At 67.0% G+C, this 17,580-nt stretch carries 31 protein-coding genes; all 31 read left to right on the top strand.

What is annotated here, in order from left to right:
* Nucleotides 1–341: 341 nt before the first annotated feature.
* The 31 genes from rpsJ to truA all read left to right on the top strand — a co-directional run bounded on the left by rpsJ (nt 342) and on the right by truA (nt 17,570).
* Complete coding sequence (gene rpsJ / locus MTQ10_RS01305; protein ID WP_003948644.1) at nt 342–650, top strand: 30S ribosomal protein S10; 309 nt, start codon at nt 342–344, stop codon at nt 648–650.
* Nucleotides 651–666: 16 nt separating this feature from the next.
* A complete protein-coding gene (rplC, locus tag MTQ10_RS01300) occupies nt 667–1,311 on the top strand; it encodes a 50S ribosomal protein L3 (RefSeq protein WP_247461294.1) in 645 nt (214 codons plus the stop codon).
* A gap of 8 nt (nt 1,312–1,319) precedes the next feature.
* Complete coding sequence (rplD, locus tag MTQ10_RS01295; protein WP_247461292.1) at nt 1,320–1,976, top strand: 50S ribosomal protein L4; 657 nt, start codon at nt 1,320–1,322, stop codon at nt 1,974–1,976.
* Nucleotides 1,976–2,395, top strand: a complete 420-nt coding sequence (gene rplW, locus MTQ10_RS01290; RefSeq protein WP_247461290.1) for a 50S ribosomal protein L23 — start codon at nt 1,976–1,978, stop codon at nt 2,393–2,395. The genes rplD and rplW overlap by 1 nt, the downstream gene beginning before the upstream one ends.
* 49 nt (nt 2,396–2,444) lie before the next feature.
* Nucleotides 2,445–3,281, top strand: a complete 837-nt coding sequence (rplB, locus tag MTQ10_RS01285) for a 50S ribosomal protein L2 (RefSeq protein WP_110629821.1) — start codon at nt 2,445–2,447, stop codon at nt 3,279–3,281.
* 12 nt (nt 3,282–3,293) lie between these two features.
* Entirely contained in the window at nt 3,294–3,575 is a 282-nt protein-coding gene (gene rpsS / locus MTQ10_RS01280; RefSeq protein WP_247461288.1) for a 30S ribosomal protein S19, read from the top strand.
* A 43-nt stretch (nt 3,576–3,618) separates the two neighbouring features.
* Nucleotides 3,619–3,966, top strand: a complete 348-nt coding sequence (gene rplV, locus MTQ10_RS01275; protein WP_247461286.1) for a 50S ribosomal protein L22 — start codon at nt 3,619–3,621, stop codon at nt 3,964–3,966.
* On the top strand, nt 3,966–4,787 hold the full coding sequence (rpsC, locus tag MTQ10_RS01270; RefSeq protein ID WP_247461284.1) for a 30S ribosomal protein S3: 822 nt from the start codon (nt 3,966–3,968) through the stop codon (nt 4,785–4,787). Before rplV ends, rpsC begins: the two co-directional genes overlap by 1 nt.
* A 5-nt stretch (nt 4,788–4,792) precedes the next feature.
* Nucleotides 4,793–5,212, top strand: coding sequence for a 50S ribosomal protein L16 (gene rplP / locus MTQ10_RS01265; protein ID WP_029380975.1), 420 nt, complete (start codon nt 4,793–4,795; stop codon nt 5,210–5,212).
* Entirely contained in the window at nt 5,212–5,436 is a 225-nt protein-coding gene (gene rpmC, locus MTQ10_RS01260) for a 50S ribosomal protein L29 (RefSeq protein WP_007494763.1), read from the top strand. The genes rplP and rpmC overlap by 1 nt, the downstream gene beginning before the upstream one ends.
* Nucleotides 5,436–5,720 carry a 30S ribosomal protein S17 gene (gene rpsQ / locus MTQ10_RS01255; protein ID WP_039656223.1) on the top strand — a complete coding sequence of 95 codons (285 nt, stop codon included), beginning with the start codon at nt 5,436–5,438 and terminating at the stop codon, nt 5,718–5,720. Before rpmC ends, rpsQ begins: the two co-directional genes overlap by 1 nt.
* 104 nt (nt 5,721–5,824) lie before the next feature.
* Nucleotides 5,825–6,193, top strand: a complete 369-nt coding sequence (gene rplN, locus MTQ10_RS01250) for a 50S ribosomal protein L14 (RefSeq protein WP_003998823.1) — start codon at nt 5,825–5,827, stop codon at nt 6,191–6,193.
* A gap of 2 nt (nt 6,194–6,195) precedes the next feature.
* Nucleotides 6,196–6,519, top strand: coding sequence for a 50S ribosomal protein L24 (gene rplX / locus MTQ10_RS01245; protein ID WP_247461282.1), 324 nt, complete (start codon nt 6,196–6,198; stop codon nt 6,517–6,519).
* Nucleotides 6,519–7,076: a 50S ribosomal protein L5 gene (gene rplE, locus MTQ10_RS01240; RefSeq protein WP_247461280.1), complete on the top strand. Its 558-nt coding sequence runs from the start codon at nt 6,519–6,521 to the stop codon at nt 7,074–7,076. Before rplX ends, rplE begins: the two co-directional genes overlap by 1 nt.
* 5 nt (nt 7,077–7,081) lie before the next feature.
* Complete coding sequence (locus MTQ10_RS01235; RefSeq protein ID WP_059127180.1) at nt 7,082–7,267, top strand: type Z 30S ribosomal protein S14; 186 nt, start codon at nt 7,082–7,084, stop codon at nt 7,265–7,267.
* Nucleotides 7,268–7,481: 214 nt separating this feature from the next.
* Entirely contained in the window at nt 7,482–7,880 is a 399-nt protein-coding gene (rpsH, locus tag MTQ10_RS01230) for a 30S ribosomal protein S8 (protein WP_043503329.1), read from the top strand.
* 24 nt (nt 7,881–7,904) lie between these two features.
* Nucleotides 7,905–8,444 (top strand): 50S ribosomal protein L6, encoded by a 540-nt coding sequence (gene rplF, locus MTQ10_RS01225; RefSeq protein ID WP_247461278.1) that lies wholly within the window; start codon nt 7,905–7,907, stop codon nt 8,442–8,444.
* A 3-nt stretch (nt 8,445–8,447) separates the two neighbouring features.
* The gene (gene rplR, locus MTQ10_RS01220) at nt 8,448–8,831 is read left to right on the top strand and encodes a 50S ribosomal protein L18 (protein ID WP_247461276.1); all 384 of its coding nucleotides are present in this window, start codon (nt 8,448–8,450) and stop codon (nt 8,829–8,831) included.
* A 41-nt stretch (nt 8,832–8,872) separates the two neighbouring features.
* Nucleotides 8,873–9,478, top strand: coding sequence for a 30S ribosomal protein S5 (gene rpsE, locus MTQ10_RS01215; RefSeq protein WP_003992370.1), 606 nt, complete (start codon nt 8,873–8,875; stop codon nt 9,476–9,478).
* 2 nt (nt 9,479–9,480) lie between these two features.
* On the top strand, nt 9,481–9,663 hold the full coding sequence (rpmD, locus tag MTQ10_RS01210) for a 50S ribosomal protein L30 (protein WP_030174559.1): 183 nt from the start codon (nt 9,481–9,483) through the stop codon (nt 9,661–9,663).
* 2 nt (nt 9,664–9,665) lie between these two features.
* The gene (gene rplO, locus MTQ10_RS01205) at nt 9,666–10,121 is read left to right on the top strand and encodes a 50S ribosomal protein L15 (RefSeq protein ID WP_110629829.1); all 456 of its coding nucleotides are present in this window, start codon (nt 9,666–9,668) and stop codon (nt 10,119–10,121) included.
* A gap of 173 nt (nt 10,122–10,294) precedes the next feature.
* Complete coding sequence (gene secY, locus MTQ10_RS01200) at nt 10,295–11,608, top strand: preprotein translocase subunit SecY (protein WP_247461274.1); 1,314 nt, start codon at nt 10,295–10,297, stop codon at nt 11,606–11,608.
* The gene (locus MTQ10_RS01195; protein WP_247461272.1) at nt 11,608–12,270 is read left to right on the top strand and encodes an adenylate kinase; all 663 of its coding nucleotides are present in this window, start codon (nt 11,608–11,610) and stop codon (nt 12,268–12,270) included. The genes secY and MTQ10_RS01195 overlap by 1 nt, the downstream gene beginning before the upstream one ends.
* 128 nt (nt 12,271–12,398) lie before the next feature.
* Nucleotides 12,399–13,235, top strand: a complete 837-nt coding sequence (gene map, locus MTQ10_RS01190) for a type I methionyl aminopeptidase (protein ID WP_247461270.1) — start codon at nt 12,399–12,401, stop codon at nt 13,233–13,235.
* Between the two features lie 151 nt (nt 13,236–13,386).
* A complete protein-coding gene (infA, locus tag MTQ10_RS01185) occupies nt 13,387–13,608 on the top strand; it encodes a translation initiation factor IF-1 (protein ID WP_003948620.1) in 222 nt (73 codons plus the stop codon).
* A 29-nt stretch (nt 13,609–13,637) separates the two neighbouring features.
* Nucleotides 13,638–13,751, top strand: a complete 114-nt coding sequence (gene rpmJ / locus MTQ10_RS01180) for a 50S ribosomal protein L36 (protein ID WP_003974245.1) — start codon at nt 13,638–13,640, stop codon at nt 13,749–13,751.
* Between the two features lie 193 nt (nt 13,752–13,944).
* Entirely contained in the window at nt 13,945–14,325 is a 381-nt protein-coding gene (rpsM, locus tag MTQ10_RS01175) for a 30S ribosomal protein S13 (protein ID WP_247461269.1), read from the top strand.
* Nucleotides 14,326–14,391: 66 nt separating this feature from the next.
* A complete protein-coding gene (gene rpsK, locus MTQ10_RS01170; protein ID WP_003956432.1) occupies nt 14,392–14,796 on the top strand; it encodes a 30S ribosomal protein S11 in 405 nt (134 codons plus the stop codon).
* 183 nt (nt 14,797–14,979) lie between these two features.
* Nucleotides 14,980–16,002 (top strand): DNA-directed RNA polymerase subunit alpha, encoded by a 1,023-nt coding sequence (locus tag MTQ10_RS01165; protein WP_031080491.1) that lies wholly within the window; start codon nt 14,980–14,982, stop codon nt 16,000–16,002.
* Between the two features lie 134 nt (nt 16,003–16,136).
* Nucleotides 16,137–16,643, top strand: coding sequence for a 50S ribosomal protein L17 (rplQ, locus tag MTQ10_RS01160; protein ID WP_247461266.1), 507 nt, complete (start codon nt 16,137–16,139; stop codon nt 16,641–16,643).
* A gap of 72 nt (nt 16,644–16,715) precedes the next feature.
* Complete coding sequence (gene truA, locus MTQ10_RS01155) at nt 16,716–17,570, top strand: tRNA pseudouridine(38-40) synthase TruA (RefSeq protein WP_247461264.1); 855 nt, start codon at nt 16,716–16,718, stop codon at nt 17,568–17,570.
* The last annotated feature ends 10 nt before the right edge of the window (nt 17,571–17,580 follow it).

The following is a 17,580-nucleotide window of genomic DNA, read 5'->3' as shown; positions in this document are numbered from 1 at the left end:
TTGCTCGGTCGAGTGTTGATGCTGCGCGCCTCCCGCCGGGAGGACCGGAAGCGAGTCCCACAGTACTCGTCGCCCTAACTGCCACACGGCAGCGCTGGGGCGGACGTACGGGAATCTTCCGGGAAGCGTCGGTGCGGCACCGGCCAGGCGCCCGGTGGGTTCTTCGCCCCCGGCTTGCGGTTCCGGTAGGGCCGTGTTCATTCCGCAGGGATGTTCGAACAAGGGACATCTGTGTCAGCGGGAGCGCGACACGCCCGACCGCGTGGGTCGGAGAAACGAAGAGCCGCACACCAGAAACACCGGGTTCCAGAGCGTTAGAGAGACAGGACTACTGAGTAGCCATGGCGGGACAGAAGATCCGCATCCGGCTCAAGGCCTACGACCACGAGGTCATCGACTCCTCGGCGAAGAAGATCGTCGAGACGGTGACCCGTACCGGTGCGTCGGTCGCGGGCCCGGTGCCGCTGCCCACTGAGAAGAACGTGTACTGCGTCATCAAGTCGCCGCACAAGTACAAGGACTCGCGCGAGCACTTCGAGATGCGCACGCACAAGCGCCTGATCGACATCCTCGACCCGACCCCCAAGACCGTTGACTCTCTGATGCGACTCGACCTGCCGGCCGGTGTCGACATCGAGATCAAGCTCTGAGGCTGGTGGGCTGAGAATGGCTAAGCAGATCAAGGGCATCCTGGGCGAGAAGCTCGGCATGACGCAGGTGTGGGACGAGAACAACCGCGTTGTTCCCGTCACCGTCGTCAAGGCCGGCCCCAACGTCGTCACCCAGGTCCGTACCAACGACGTCGACGGCTACGAGTCGGTCCAGATCGCCTTCGGCGAGATCGACCCGCGCAAGGTGAACAAGCCCCTCAAGGGTCACTTCGCCAAGGCCGACGTCACCCCGCGTCGTCACCTCGTGGAGATCCGCACCGCGGACGCCTCCGAGTACACGCTCGGCCAGGAGATCACCGCCGAGGTGTTCGAGGCCGGCCAGAAGGTCGACGTCACCGGCAAGAGCAAGGGCAAGGGCTTCGCCGGTGTCATGAAGCGTCACAACTTCGGTGGCCTCGGCGCCGGTCACGGCACCCAGCGCAAGCACCGCTCGCCCGGTTCCATCGGTGGCTGCGCCACCCCGGGCCGTGTGTTCAAGGGCCTCCGCATGGCGGGTCGCATGGGCAACGAGCGGGTCACCACCCAGAACCTGACCGTCCACGCCGTTGACGCGGAGAAGGGCCTGCTGCTCATCAAGGGCGCGGTTCCCGGTCCGAACGGCGGCCTCGTCCTGGTCCGCACCGCGGCCAAGGGGGCCTGAGGTAACCGATGAGCACTGTTGACATCCTTTCGCCGGCGGGCGAGAAGGCCGGTTCCGTCGAGCTCCCCGCGGAGATCTTCGGCGTTGAGAAGGTCAGCATCCCGCTGATCCACCAGGTCGTCGTCGCGCAGCTGGCCGCTGCCCGCCAGGGCACGCACAAGACCAAGACCCGCGGCGAAGTCCGCGGCGGTGGCAAGAAGCCGTACCGCCAGAAGGGCACCGGTCGCGCCCGCCAGGGTTCGACCCGCGCGCCGCAGTTCGCCGGTGGTGGCGTCGTGCACGGTCCCGTGCCGCGCGACTACTCGCAGCGCACCCCGAAGAAGATGAAGGCCGCCGCTCTGCGGCACGCCCTCACCGACCGGGCGCGCCACAACCGCATCCACGTCGTCTCCGGCGTCGTCGAGGGCGAGACCCCGTCGACGAAGGCCGCCAAGACGCTGTTCGGCAAGATCTCGGAGCGCAAGAACCTGCTCCTGGTCGCCGACCGCGCCGACGAGGCCACGTGGCTGTCCGCCCGCAACCTGCCCCAGGTGCACATCCTGGAGCCGGGCCAGCTGAACACGTACGACGTTCTCGTCTCGGACGACGTGGTCTTCACCCAGGCCGCGTTCGAGTCCTTCGTGTCTGGCCCCAAGGCCGCCGACACCGAAGGGAGCGAGGCCTGATGGCTGTCCGTCACCCCGCTATCGCCTCGAAGGCGGCCAAGGCCGCCAAGGCCGCGCGCGTCGCCAAGGCGCGCCGCCACGCCACCGAGGGCAAGAACACCGTCGTCACCCCGGCGAGCAAGGCGTACACGGACCCCCGTGACGTCCTGATCAAGCCGGTCGTGTCGGAGAAGAGCTACGCGCTCCTCGACGAGAACAAGTACACGTTCATCGTCGACCCGCGGGCCAACAAGACCCAGATCAAGGAGGCCGTCCAGGCGGTCTTCGACGTCAAGGTCACCGGGGTCAACACGATCAACCGCATCGGCAAGCGCAAGCGGACCCGCACCGGGTTCGGCCAGCGCGCCGCCACCAAGCGCGCCATCGTGACCCTCGCCGAGGGCGACCGTATCGACATCTTCGGCGGTCCGACCGCGTAAGCGGGCGGAACGTCCAGATTTCGGAATATCTTCCGAGGACTGAGAGACAATGGGTATCCGCAAGTACAAGCCGACGACTCCTGGCCGTCGTGGCGCCAGCGTCGCCGACTTCGTCGAGGTCACGCGGTCCACGCCGGAGAAGTCGCTGGTCCGCCCGCTGCACAGCAAGGGCGGCCGTAACAACGCCGGTCGTGTGACCGTCCGCCACCAGGGCGGTGGCCACAAGCGCGCCTACCGCGTGATCGACTTCCGTCGTCACGACAAGGACGGCGTGCCGGCGAAGGTCGCGCACATCGAGTACGACCCGAACCGCACCGCGCGCATCGCTCTCCTGCACTACGCGGACGGCGAGAAGCGCTACATCCTGGCCCCCAAGGGCCTCAACCAGGGCGACCGGATCGAGAACGGCCCCACGGCCGACATCAAGCCCGGCAACAACCTGGCGCTGCGCAACATCCCGGTCGGTACGACGATCCACTCCGTGGAGCTTCGTCCCGGCGGCGGCGCCAAGTTCGCCCGCTCCGCCGGTGCCTCCGTGCAGCTGCTCGCGAAGGAGGGCACCATGGCCCACCTCCGCATGCCGTCCGGTGAGATCCGCCTGGTCGACCAGCGCTGCCGCGCCACGGTCGGCGAGGTCGGCAACGCCGAGCAGAGCAACATCAACTGGGGCAAGGCCGGCCGCAAGCGCTGGCTGGGCGTCCGCCCGACCGTTCGCGGTGTGGCGATGAACCCGGTTGACCACCCCCACGGTGGTGGTGAGGGCAAGACCTCGGGTGGTCGCCACCCGGTCAGCCCCTGGGGTCAGAAGGAAGGTCGTACTCGTTCTCCCAAGAAGGCGAGCAACAAGTACATCGTCCGCCGCCGCAAGACGAACAAGAAGCGCTAAGGACGGGTTGAGATGCCTCGTAGCTTGAAGAAGGGGCCTTTCGTCGACGACCACCTCATGAAGAAGGTGGACGCCCAGAACGAAGCCGGCACCAAGAACGTCATCAAGACCTGGTCCCGCCGCTCCATGATCGTCCCGGCGATGCTGGGCCACACGATCGCGGTGCACAACGGCAAGACCCACGTCCCGGTGTTCGTCACCGAGTCGATGGTCGGTCACAAGCTCGGCGAGTTCTCGCCGACGCGCACCTTCCGGGGTCACGTCAAGGAAGACCGGAAGTCGAAGCGCCGCTGAGGCGCGGATCGCAACAGACACGTAAGTAACTGAAGGGACAACCATGGAAGCCAGGGCCCAGGCGCGGTACATCCGCGTCACGCCCATGAAGGCCCGCCGTGTGGTGGACCTCATCCGTGGCATGGACGCCACGGAGGCCCAGGCCGTCCTGCGATTCGCTCCGCAGGCTGCCTCCGTGCCCGTCGGCAAGGTGCTCGACAGCGCCATCGCCAACGCCGCGCACAACTACGACCACACCGATGTCGACTCTCTGTACGTCTCCGAGGCGTACGTCGACGAGGGCCCGACCCTGAAGCGGTTCCGTCCGCGTGCCCAGGGCCGTGCCTACCGGATCCGCAAGCGGACCAGCCACATCACCGTGGTCGTCGCCAGCAAGGAAGGAACCCGGTAATGGGCCAGAAGGTAAACCCGCACGGGTTCCGGCTCGGTGTCACCACCGACTTCAAGTCGCGCTGGTACGCCGACAAGCTGTACAAGGACTACGTCAAGGAAGACGTCGCCATCCGTCGGATGATGACGTCCGGCATGGAGCGCGCCGGCATCTCCAAGGTCGAGATCGAGCGCACCCGTGACCGCGTCCGCGTGGACATCCACACCGCTCGCCCGGGCATCGTCATCGGCCGCCGCGGCGCCGAGGCCGACCGCATCCGCGGCGACCTGGAGAAGCTGACCGGCAAGCAGGTCCAGCTGAACATCCTCGAGGTCAAGAACCCCGAGACCGACGCTCAGCTGGTGGCCCAGGCCGTCGCCGAGCAGCTGTCCTCCCGCGTCTCCTTCCGCCGCGCCATGCGCAAGAGCATGCAGTCGGCGATGAAGGCGGGCGCCAAGGGCATCAAGATCCAGTGCGGCGGCCGTCTCGGCGGTGCCGAGATGTCCCGCTCGGAGTTCTACCGCGAGGGCCGTGTGCCTCTGCACACGCTCCGCGCGAACGTCGACTACGGCTTCTTCGAGGCCCGCACGACCTTCGGCCGCATCGGTGTGAAGGTCTGGATCTACAAGGGCGACGTGAAGAACATCGCCGAGGTCCGCGCCGAGAACGCCGCCGCCCGTGCGGGCAACCGCCCGGCCCGCGGTGGCTCCGACCGCCCGGCCCGTGGTGGCCGTGGTGGCGAGCGGCGCGGTCGCAAGCCGCAGCAGGCTGCCGGCGCCGAGGCCCCCAAGGCCGAGGCTCCCGCGTCCGCTCCGGCTGAGAGCACCGGAACGGAGGCCTGACCGACATGCTGATCCCCCGTAGGGTCAAGCACCGCAAGCAGCACCACCCCAAGCGCAACGGCATGTCCAAGGGTGGCACGCAGGTTGCGTTCGGCGAGTACGGCATCCAGGCGCTGACCCCGGCGTACGTCACGAACCGCCAGATCGAGGCGGCTCGTATCGCCATGACCCGCCACATCAAGCGTGGCGGCAAGGTCTGGATCAACATCTACCCGGACCGTCCGCTGACGAAGAAGCCCGCCGAGACCCGCATGGGTTCCGGTAAGGGTTCTCCCGAGTGGTGGGTGGCCAACGTCAAGCCCGGACGTGTGATGTTCGAGCTGTCGTACCCCAACGAGAAGATCGCCCGTGAGGCGCTGACGCGTGCGGCCCACAAGCTGCCGATGAAGTGCCGGATCGTCAAGCGCGAGGCAGGTGAAGCGTGATGTCGGCCGGTACCAAGGCGTCCGAGCTGCGCGAGCTGGGCAACGAGGAGCTTCTGGCGAAGCTCCGCGAGGCCAAGGAAGAGCTGTTCAACCTCCGCTTCCAGGCGGCCACGGGTCAGCTCGAGAACCACGGCCGTCTCAAGGCGGTCCGCAAGGACATCGCCCGGATCTACACCCTCATGCGTGAGCGTGAGCTCGGCATCGAGACGGTGGAGAACGCCTGATGAGCGAGAGCAACGTGACTGAGAACAAGGAAGCTCGCGGTTTCCGCAAGACCCGTGAGGGTCTGGTCGTCAGCGACAAGATGGACAAGACCGTCGTCGTCGCCGTCGAGGACCGCGTCAAGCACGCGCTGTACGGCAAGGTCATCCGCCGTACCAACAAGCTCAAGGCACACGACGAGCAGAACGCCGCGGGTGTCGGCGACCGCGTCCTCCTCATGGAGACCCGGCCGCTGTCCGCGACCAAGCGCTGGCGCGTCGTCGAGATCCTCGAGAAGGCCAAGTAATCCCTCCTAGGGGGACCCCCTAGGCATCGTTCCGCCAGGCTCGGGGCGGGTGCCGTGCCCTCACGGCCCCGCCCCGGGAACCGGCAGACAACCAGGAGATAGACGTGATCCAGCAGGAGTCGCGACTGCGTGTCGCCGACAACACTGGTGCGAAGGAGATCCTTTGCATCCGTGTGCTCGGTGGCTCCGGTCGCCGCTACGCGGGCATCGGTGACGTCATTGTCGCCACCGTCAAGGACGCGATCCCCGGTGGCAACGTGAAGAAGGGTGACGTCGTCAAGGCGGTCATCGTTCGCACCGTCAAGGAGCGCCGCCGTCCGGACGGCTCGTACATCCGCTTCGACGAGAACGCCGCCGTCATTCTGAAGAACGACGGCGACCCTCGTGGCACCCGTATCTTCGGCCCCGTGGGCCGTGAGCTGCGCGAGAAGAAGTTCATGAAGATCATCTCCCTCGCGCCGGAGGTGCTGTGAGCATGAAGATCAAGAAGGGCGACCTGGTCCAGGTCATCACCGGCAAGGACAAGGGCAAGCAGGGCAAGGTCATTGCCGCTTTCCCGCGCGAGGAGCGTGTCCTGGTCGAGGGTGTCAACCGGGTCAAGAAGCACACGAAGGCCGGGCCGACCGCCCGCGGCTCGCAGGCCGGCGGCATCGTGACCACCGAGGCCCCCATCCACGTCAGCAACGTCATGCTGGTCGTGGAGAAGGACGGCAAGAAGGTCCCGACCCGCGTCGGTTACCGCTTCGACGACGAGGGCAACAAGATCCGCGTTGCCAAGCGGACGGGTGAGGACATCTGATGACGACCACCGTGACTCCGCGTCTCAAGACGAAGTACCGCGAGGAGATCGTCGGCAAGCTGCGTGACGAGTTCAAGTACGAGAACGTCATGCAGGTTCCCGGCCTCGTCAAGATCGTCGTGAACATGGGTGTCGGCGACGCCGCCCGTGACTCGAAGCTGATCGAGGGCGCGATCCGCGACCTGACCACCATCACCGGTCAGAAGCCGGCCGTGACCAAGGCCCGCAAGTCCATCGCGCAGTTCAAGCTGCGCGAGGGCCAGCCGATCGGCGCCCACGTCACGCTCCGTGGCGACCGCATGTGGGAGTTCCTGGACCGCACCCTGTCGCTCGCGCTGCCGCGCATCCGCGACTTCCGCGGCCTGTCCCCCAAGCAGTTCGACGGCCGTGGCAACTACACCTTCGGTCTCACGGAGCAGGTCATGTTCCACGAGATCGACCAGGACAAGATCGACCGTGTCCGGGGTATGGACATCACCGTGGTCACCACGGCGACCAATGACGAAGAGGGCCGCGCGCTCCTCCGTCACCTCGGCTTCCCGTTCAAGGAGGCGTGAGCGAGATGGCGAAGAAGGCTCTCATCGCGAAGGCTGCTCGCAAGCCCAAGTTCGGTGTGCGTAGCTACACCCGCTGCCAGCGCTGCGGTCGTCCGCACTCCGTGTACCGCAAGTTCGGCCTCTGCCGCGTGTGCCTCCGTGAGATGGCTCACCGTGGCGAGCTGCCGGGCGTGACCAAGAGCTCCTGGTAATCCCCTAGTTAGGGATACCTGGACCTCTCGGTAAGCAACCGGGACGGCAGAGGTGCCGACTCTCATGGCTTAGGCTGGGAGGGTTGGGCCTCTGCCGCCCTGAACGACTTACTACGCCGTAGGTCCCCGCACCGCACCCGTCCCGTCTTCAGAAGTACGGGGAGAGGGATGGCGCATATAGGAAACCCCGGCGAGAAAGGCCACAGGCCAATTCATGACCATGACTGATCCGATCGCAGACATGCTCACGCGTCTGCGGAACGCGAACTCGGCATACCACGACTCCGTGTCGATGCCGCACTCCAAGATCAAGTCGCACATCGCGGAGATCCTCCAGCAGGAGGGCTTCATCACGGGCTGGAAGGTCGAGGACGCCGAGGTCGGCAAGAACCTCGTCCTGGAGCTCAAGTTCGGCCCGAACCGCGAGCGCTCCATCGCGGGCATCAAGCGGATCTCGAAGCCGGGTCTCCGGGTTTACGCGAAGTCCACCAACCTGCCGAAGGTGCTCGGCGGCCTCGGCGTGGCGATCATCTCCACGTCCCACGGTCTGCTCACCGACAAGCAGGCGCAGAAGAAGGGCGTGGGTGGGGAAGTCCTCGCCTACGTCTGGTAACGGAAGGGAACGGAGGAAACAGCTATGTCGCGCATCGGCAAGCTCCCCATCCCGGTTCCCGCCGGCGTGGACGTCACCATCGACGGCCGTACGGTCAAGGTCAAGGGCCCCAAGGGCGAACTGACCCACACCATCGTTGCGCCGATCGACATCGCTAAGGGCGAGGACGGCACCCTCCAGGTGCTCCGCCCCAACGACGAGCGGCAGAGCAAGGCCCTGCACGGCCTGTCCCGCACGCTGGTGGCGAACATGATCACCGGTGTGACCCAGGGATACGTCAAGAAGCTCGAGATCAGCGGTGTGGGTTACCGCGTGACCGCCAAGGGCTCGAACCTGGAGTTCGCCCTCGGTTACAGCCACCCGATCCTGGTCGAGGCCCCTGAGGGCATCACCTTCAAGGTGGAGTCCCCGACCCGTTTCTCGGTCGAGGGCATCGACAAGCAGAAGGTCGGCGAGGTCGCGGCCAACATCCGCAAGCTGCGCAAGCCCGACCCGTACAAGGCCAAGGGCGTCAAGTACGAGGGCGAAGTCATCCGCCGCAAGGTCGGAAAGGCGGGTAAGTAAGCCATGGCATACGGGCAGAAGATCCTCAAGGGCGACGCCTACAAGCGCGCCGCGATCAAGCGCCGCCACATCCGGATCCGCAAGAAGGTCTCCGGTACGGCGGAGCGTCCCCGTCTGGTCGTGACCCGCTCCAACCGCCACATCGTGGCGCAGGTGATCGACGACCTGAAGGGCCACACCCTGGCGTCGGCGTCCAGCCTGGACGCGTCGATCCGCGGTGGCGAGGGCGACAAGTCCGCGCAGGCCAAGCAGGTCGGCGCCCTGGTCGCCGAGCGTGCCAAGGCCGCCGGTGTCGAGGCCGTCGTGTTCGACCGTGGTGGCAACCAGTACGCCGGGCGCATCGCCGCCCTGGCCGACGCCGCCCGCGAGGCCGGGCTCAAGTTCTGAGCCGGTTCCGTAGCTAGCGGAAACAGAGAGAGGTAATTCCAATGGCTGGACCCCAGCGCCGCGGTGGCGGTGCCGGTGGCGGCGAGCGGCGGGACCGGAAGGGCCGTGACGGCGGCGCTGCTGCCGCCGAGAAGACCGCGTACGTCGAGCGCGTCGTCGCGATCAACCGCGTCGCCAAGGTTGTGAAGGGTGGTCGTCGCTTCAGCTTCACCGCGCTGGTCGTGGTGGGCGACGGTGACGGCACCGTGGGTGTCGGTTACGGCAAGGCCAAGGAGGTGCCGGCCGCCATCGCCAAGGGCGTTGAGGAGGCCAAGAAGCACTTCTTCAAGGTCCCCCGGATCCAGGGCACCATCCCGCACCCCATCCAGGGTGAGAAGGCTGCCGGCGTCGTGCTGCTCAAGCCCGCGTCGCCCGGTACCGGTGTTATCGCCGGTGGTCCGGTGCGTGCCGTGCTCGAGTGCGCCGGTATCCACGACGTCCTGTCGAAGTCGCTCGGCTCCGACAACGCCATCAACATCGTGCACGCGACCGTGGCGGCCCTGAAGGGCCTGCAGCGTCCCGAGGAGATCGCGGCCCGCCGCGGTCTGCCGCTGGAGGACGTCGCCCCCGCGGCTCTGCTGCGTGCGCGTGCCGGGGCAGGTGCGTAATCATGGCGCAGCTCAAGATCACGCAGGTCAAGTCCTACATCGGCAGCAAGCAGAACCACCGCGACACCCTGCGTTCCCTGGGCCTCAAGCGCCTGGGTGACGTGGTCGTCAAGGAGGACCGTCCCGAGTTCCGCGGCATGGTGCACACCGTCCGCCACCTCGTGACGGTCGAGGAGGTCGACTGATCATGGCGGAGAACAACCCGCTGAAGATCCACAACCTCCGTCCCGCCCCGGGCGCCAAGACCGCCAAGACCCGTGTCGGTCGTGGTGAGGCGTCGAAGGGTAAGACGGCCGGTCGTGGTACGAAGGGCACGAAGGCCCGCTACCAGGTTCCGGAGCGCTTCGAGGGTGGCCAGATGCCGCTCCACATGCGTCTCCCGAAGCTGAAGGGCTTCAAGAACCCGTTCAAGACCGAGTACCAGGTCGTGAACCTCGACAAGCTGGCCGCGCTCTACCCCGAGGGTGGCGAGGTCACCGTCGAGGGTCTGGTGGCCAAGGGCGCCGTTCGCAAGAACGCGCTCGTCAAGGTCCTCGGCCAGGGCGAGATCTCCGTGGCGCTTCAGGTGACGGTCGACGCCGTCTCCGGCTCCGCCAAGGAGAAGATCACCGCCGCCGGCGGTACGGTCACCGAGCTCGTCTGAGCTTCGATGACGTAGTACGTCAACCGGGGATACCCCACATTTGGGGTATCCCCGGTTGGTCGTTCCAAGGGAGGCAGTGTCGCCGGTAAGGTAGCCTGCACTGCTCTTTTCTGTATTCGTCGAACCTCAAAGACCGCCCTTGACGCAGTTGCGCGGGGGTCGCAGGAGGCACCGTGCTCACCGCGTTCGCCCGGGCGTTCAAGACGCCCGACCTGCGCAAGAAGCTGCTCTTCACGCTCGGCATCATCGTGGTCTACCGGGTCGGTACCCACATCCCGATCCCGGGTGTGAACTACAAGTCCGTCCAGCAGTGCGTGGACGAGGCGTCCGGCAACCAGGGCCTGTTCGGCCTGGTCAACATGTTCAGCGGCGGTGCGCTGCTGCAGATCACCGTCTTCGCGCTGGGCATCATGCCGTACATCACGGCGAGCATCATCCTGCAGCTGCTGACCGTGGTGATCCCGCGCCTGGAGGCCCTGAAGAAGGAGGGCCAGGCCGGCACTGCCAAGATCACGCAGTACACCCGTTATCTGACGGTGGCGCTCGCCATCCTCCAGGGCACCGGCCTGGTGGCCACCGCCCGCAGCGGCAGCCTGTTCTCCGGCTGCACCGTGGCGTCGAGCATCGTGCCGGACCGCGCGATCTTCACCACCATCACGATGGTCATCTGCATGACCGCCGGTACGGCCGTCGTCATGTGGCTGGGTGAGCTGATCACCGACCGCGGCATCGGCAACGGCATGTCGATCCTGATGTTCATCTCGATCGCCGCGACCTTCCCCTCCGGCCTGTGGGCGATCAAGAAGCAGGGCACCCTGGCGGACGGCTGGATCGAGTTCGGCACCGTCGTCCTGGTCGGCCTGGTCATGGTGGGCCTCGTGGTCTTCGTCGAGCAGGCCCAGCGCCGGATCCCGGTGCAGTACGCGAAGCGCATGATCGGCCGCCGCGCCTACGGCGGCACCTCGACCTACATCCCGCTGAAGGTCAACCAGGCGGGTGTGATTCCCGTCATCTTCGCGTCGTCGCTGCTCTACATCCCCGCCCTGATCGTGCAGTTCTCCAACTCGACGGCGGGCTGGGCGAACTGGGTCAGGGCGAACCTGGCGAACACGGCGGCCACGCCGCACATCGTGCTGTACTTCCTGCTGATCGTGTTCTTCGCCTTCTTCTATGTGGCCATCTCCTTCAACCCCGAAGAAGTCGCCGACAACATGAAGAAGTATGGTGGCTTCATCCCGGGCATCCGGGCTGGCCGACCGACCGCTGAGTACCTTTCGTACGTGCTCAACCGGATCACCTGGCCGGGCTCGCTGTACTTGGGCCTGATTGCTCTCGTGCCGACGATGGCGTTGGTTGGTTTCGGGGCGAACCAGAACTTCCCGTTCGGCGGGACCAGCATCCTGATCATCGTGGGTGTCGGTCTCGAGACGGTGAAGCAGATCGAGAGCCAGCTCCAGCAGCGCAATTACGAAGGGTTCCTCCGCTGATGCGAATCGTCCTCGTCGGGCCGCCGGGTGCCGGAAAGGGCACGCAGGCCACGCGTCTTGCCGAGCAGCTGCGCGTACCGCACATCTCCACGGGCGACCTGTTCCGCGCCAACATCAGCCGGCAGACGGAGCTGGGGAAGCTCGCGAAGTCCTACATGGACGCCGGCAACCTCGTCCCCGACGAGGTGACCATCGCGATGGCCAAGGACCGCATGGAGCAGCCCGACGCCGAGGGCGGTTTCCTGCTGGACGGCTTCCCGCGCAATGTTTCGCAGGCGGAGGCGCTGGACGAGCTGCTGACCACCGAGGGCATGAAGCTCGACGCGGTCCTCGACCTGGAGGCCCCCGAGGAAGAGGTCGTCAAGCGGATCGCCGGTCGGCGGATCTGCCGCAACGACTCGGCGCACGTCTTCCACGAGACGTACAAGCAGCCGGCGAAGGCCGGTGTGTGCGATGTGTGCGGCGGCGAGCTGTACCAGCGCGACGACGACTCCGAGGACACCGTCCGCAAGCGGCTGGAGGTCTACCACACGCAGACCGAGCCGATCATCGACTACTACAAGGCCCAGGGCCTTGTCGTGACGATCTCGGCGCTGGGCCCGGTGGACGAGGTCACGAAGCGTGCGCTGGAGGCGCTGAAGCGCGAGGACGACGGCCGATAGGCGCCGTCCCCTCCCGGCCGTGGCGTCCCCCGGGGGCGTCACGGCCGTACTGTTGTGTGTGGCACGTCGCGGCGTGAGCGCGTGCCGGTGACCGGTAGACGCGAGTGACGAAAGAGCGCAGGCTTCCCATGGTGCAGATCAAGACGCCCGAGCAGATCGCCAAGATGCGGGCGGCCGGCCTGGTCGTCGCCGCGATCCACAAGGCCACCCGCGAGGCCGCGGTGCCCGGCGCCACCACGAAGGACCTCGACGAGGTCGCCCGCAAGGTTCTCGCCGAGCACGGCGCGAAGTCGAACTTCCTCGGCTACGGCGGCTTCCCCGCGACGATCTGCACCTCCGTGAACGACGTCGTCGTGCACGGCATCCCGTCCGAGGACGTCGTCCTGAAGGACGGCGACATCATCTCCATCGACTGCGGCGCGGTCGTCGACGGCTGGCACGGCGACGCCGCGTACACGGCGTTCGTCGGCTCCGGTCACGCTCCGGAGCTGATCGAGCTGTCGCGGGTGACCGAGGAGTCGATGTGGGCCGGTATCGCGGCCATGAAGCAGGGCAACCGGCTCGTCGACATCTCCAAGGCCATCGAGCAGTACATCCGCCGCCAGCCCAAGCCGGGCGGCGGCCGGTACGGCATCGTCGAGGACTACGGCGGCCACGGCATCGGCACCGAGATGCACATGGACCCGCATCTGCTGAACTACGTCGACCGGCGCCGCGGCAAGGGCCCCCGCCTGGTCCCCGGCCTCTGCCTGGCGATCGAGCCGATGGTGTCGCTGGGCACGCCGAAGACGCGGGTGCTGGAGGACGAGTGGACGGTCATCACGACCGACGGCACCTGGTCCTCGCACTGGGAGCACTCCGTCGCCCTCACCGAGCAGGGCCCGCTGGTGCTGACCGCGCCCGACGGGGGCAAGGCGAAGCTCGCCGAGTACGGCATCACGGCCGCCCCCGATCCGCTGGCATGACGATCACCACCGTGGGGCAGACTTCCTCGTTTCGCCTTTCCGGGTGTGCTGACGTAGACTGACTCGTCGGCTCTTGTGCACCCGCATGCCTGCATGCTCACCAACGGTGCACGACAGAGTCGATCAAGGTAGTCGATTCGAAGGGCGAAGCGTGGCCAAGAAGCAAGGTGCCATCGAGATCGAGGGCACTGTCGTCGAGTCTCTGCCGAACGCCATGTTCAAGGTCGAGCTCCAGAACGGCCACCAGGTCCTGGCACACATCAGCGGCAAGATGCGTATGCACTACATCCGCATCCTCCCTGACGACCGGGTCGTGGTGGAGCTGTCTCCGTACGACCTGACGCGTGGCCGGATCGTCTACCGCTACAAGTAGATCCCTCTGACTCGGAGAACCTCAATCCCATGAAGGTCAAGCCGAGCGTCAAGAAGATCTGCGACAAGTGCAGGGTGATCCGCCGTCACGGCCGGGTCATGGTCATCTGCGACAACCCGCGCCACAAGCAGCGCCAGGGCTGACGCACGACCGTAACCCTCTGCACCTCCACCGCAGAGATTCGCGCGACGCGAGCTGAATTTGTTCATACGCAGAGCCCGGACGAGCAGTCGTCCGACACCCCCGGTTCGGAGGCCGGGGACCTTGTCCGTACCTGATACGGCGGCTGGGAACCGGTTCTGCGGAAGACCTCCGAAGATCACCAGGAGCCATTGAATGGCACGCGTTTCCGGTGTCGACATCCCGCGCGACAAGCGCGTGGAGGTCGCTCTCACCTATGTGTTCGGCATCGGCCGGACCCTCTCGAAGCAGACGCTGGCCGCCACCGGCGTCGACCCGAACACTCGCGTCCGCGACCTCTCCGAGGAGCAGCTCGTCGCGATCCGTGAGTACGTCGACAACAACATCAAGACCGAGGGTGACCTCCGTCGCGAGATCCAGGCCGACATCCGCCGCAAGGTCGAGATCGGCTGCTACCAGGGTCTGCGGCACCGCCGCGGTCTGCCCGTCCGCGGTCAGCGCACCAGCACCAACGCCCGCACCCGCAAGGGCCCGCGTCGCGCCATCGCCGGCAAGAAGAAGCCCGGCAAGAAGTAGTCCGCAGCGGACACCCTGTCCACGGTCTTCGCTGTAGGACCGACCACCTCCCGTAGGAGTTAGTAGATGCCCCCCAAGGGACGTCAGGGCGCTGCCAAGAAGGTGCGCCGCAAGGAAAAGAAGAACGTCGCTCACGGCCACGCGCACATCAAGAGCACGTTCAACAACACGATCGTCTCCATCACGGACCCGTCCGGCAACGTGATCTCCTGGGCCTCCGCCGGCCACGTCGGCTTCAAGGGCTCCCGGAAGTCCACGCCGTTCGCCGCGCAGATGGCCGCCGAGTCGGCCGCCCGCCGCGCCCAGGAGCACGGCATGCGCAAGGTCGACGTGTTCGTGAAGGGTCCGGGTTCCGGTCGTGAGACCGCGATCCGTTCCCTCCAGGCCACGGGCCTCGAGGTCGGCTCCATCCAGGACGTCACCCCGACCCCGCACAACGGCTGCCGCCCGCCGAAGCGCCGCCGCGTCTGACGCACGGCGTCTCGGCATCCCCGCACCGCCGGTTCCGGCGCGCGGGGCGCCCAGGGCATTCGGGCGGTACGGCTCCTTCGGGTCGTGCCGCCCGTACCCTTGCAGTACCCGCACTTCTCACGGGTGCGGTTTCCGTCGGACGTCATATAGCGGGCGTCCACGAATGAAGGATCTGATCCACACATGCTGATCGCTCAGCGTCCCTCGTTGACCGAAGAGGTCGTCGACGAGTTCCGCTCCCGGTTCGTGATCGAGCCGCTGGAGCCGGGCTTCGGCTACACCCTCGGCAACTCCCTCCGCCGTACCCTCCTCTCCTCGATCCCGGGTGCCGCCGTCACCTCCATCCGGATCGACGGCGTGCTGCACGAGTTCACCACCGTGCCGGGCGTCAAGGAGGACGTGACCGACCTGATCCTCAACATCAAGCAGCTGGTCGTCTCCTCGGAGCACGACGAGCCGGTCGTGATGTACCTGCGCAAGCAGGGCCCGGGTCTGGTCACCGCCGCCGACATCGCGCCCCCGGCCGGTGTCGAGGTGCACAACCCCGACCTCGTCCTCGCCACGCTGAACAGCAAGGGCAAGCTGGAGATGGAGCTGACCGTCGAGCGCGGTCGCGGCTACGTCTCCGCCGTGCAGAACAAGCAGGTGGGCCAGGAGATCGGCCGTATCCCGGTCGACTCCATCTACTCGCCGGTTCTCAAGGTCACCTACAAGGTCGAGGCGACCCGAGTCGAGCAGCGCACCGACTTCGACAAGCTGATCGTCGACGTCGAGACCAAGCAGGCGATGCGTCCCCGTGACGCCATGGCCTCCGCCGGCAAGACCCTGGTCGAGCTGTTCGGCCTCGCCCGTGAGCTGAACATCGACGCCGAGGGCATCGACATGGGTCCGTCCCCGACGGACGCCGCTCTCGCCGCCGACCTGGCGCTGCCGATCGAGGAGCTGGAGCTCACGGTCCGCTCCTACAACTGCCTCAAGCGTGAGGGCATCCACTCCGTGGGTGAGCTGGTCGCGCGCTCCGAGGCCGACCTGCTGGACATCCGCAACTTCGGTGCGAAGTCCATCGACGAGGTCAAGGCGAAGCTGGCCGGCATGGGCCTGGCCCTGAAGGACAGCCCGCCCGGATTCGACCCGACCGCCGCCGCCGACGCCTTCGGCGCCGACGACGACGCGGACGCCGGGTTCGTCGAGACCGAGCAGTACTGACCGCTCGGGACCGACGGTCCCCTTTCCGGAGGCGGCCCCGCGGGGACGCCTCCGGATCTCCGACAGACAACCGTCTGCTCGGATACTGACTCCGGTACCTGACACGGCCGGGGCAGAGACACAGGAGAATCACCATGCCGAAGCCCACCAAGGGTGCCCGTCTGGGCGGCAGCGCCGCGCACGAGAAGCTCCTCCTCGCCAACCTGGCGAAGAGCCTGTTCGAGCACGGCAAGATCACGACCACCGAGGCGAAGGCCCGTCGCCTGCGCCCGTACGCGGAGCGTCTGATCACCAAGGCGAAGAAGGGCGACCTTCACAACCGCCGTCAGGTGCTCCAGGTCATCACGGACAAGAGCGTCGTCCACACGCTCTTCACCGAGATCGGCCCGCGCTACGAGAACCGTCCCGGTGGCTACACCCGCATCACCAAGATCGGCAACCGTCGTGGCGACAACGCGCCCATGGCGGTCATCGAGCTGGTCGAGGCGCTGACGGTGCAGCAGAAGGCCGTGGGCGAGGCCGAGGCCGCCACCAAGCGTGCGGTGAAGGAGGCCGAGGAGGCCAAGGCCGAGGAGACCAAGGCCGAGGACACCCAGGCCGAGGAGACCGAGGCTCCGGCCGAGGAGTCCAAGGACGCCTGAGGCTCCGCCTGACGTGAAGCGGGTCCGCCCTTCGGGGCGGGCCCGCTTTCGCGTACCTGAGAGGATTTCCGTGTGAGTGACGAAGTACAGCCCGGGTACGTCCGTGTCCGCCTCGACCTGTCCTACGACGGCACCGACTTCTCCGGCTGGGCCAAGCAGGCCGGCGGGCGGCGGACCGTGCAGGGGGAGATCGAGGACGCGCTGCGTACGGTGACCCGGTCCCGTGAGACGTACGAGCTGACCGTCGCCGGACGCACCGACGCCGGTGTGCACGCGCGCGGCCAGGTGGCCCATGTGGACCTGCCCGCGGAGGTCTGGCGCGAGCACCACGAGAAGCTGCTGAAGCGGCTCGCGGGCAGGCTGCCGAGGGATGTGCGCGTCTGGGCGCTGAGGGAGGCCCCGGCGGGGTTCGACGCCCGGTTCTCGGCGATCTGGCGCCGCTATGCCTACCGCGTCACCGACAACCCCGGCGGTGTCGATCCGCTGCTGCGGGGCCATGTGCTGTGGCACGACTGGCCGCTGGACGTGGACGCCATGAACGAGGCCGCGCGGGGGCTGCTCGGGGAGCACGACTTCGCCGCGTACTGCAAGAAGCGGGAGGGCGCCACCACCATCCGCACCCTCCAGGAGCTGAGCCTGGAGCGCGGCGCGGACGGGATCATCACCGCGACGGTGCGGGCCGACGCCTTCTGCCACAACATGGTGCGCTCGCTGATCGGGGCGCTGCTGTTCGTGGGGGACGGGCACCGCGGCCCGGAGTGGCCGGCGAAGGTGCTGGCCGCGGGGGTCCGGGACTCGGCCGTGCATGTCGTACGGCCGCACGGGCTGACGCTGGAGGAGGTCGGCTACCCCGCCGACGAGCTGCTCGCCGCCCGCAGCCGTGAGGCGCGGAACAAGCGGACACTGCCGTCGGCGGGATGCTGCTGACCGGCGGGGG

Origin of the sequence: Streptomyces sp. XM83C (genome assembly GCF_023072675.1) — a bacterium.
In the GTDB taxonomy this organism is placed as follows: Bacteria; Actinomycetota; Actinomycetes; order Streptomycetales; family Streptomycetaceae; genus Streptomyces; species Streptomyces thermocoprophilus.
The sequence above is the reverse complement of the archived record's forward strand: the minus strand, read 5'-3'. Positions and strand labels throughout refer to the sequence as shown.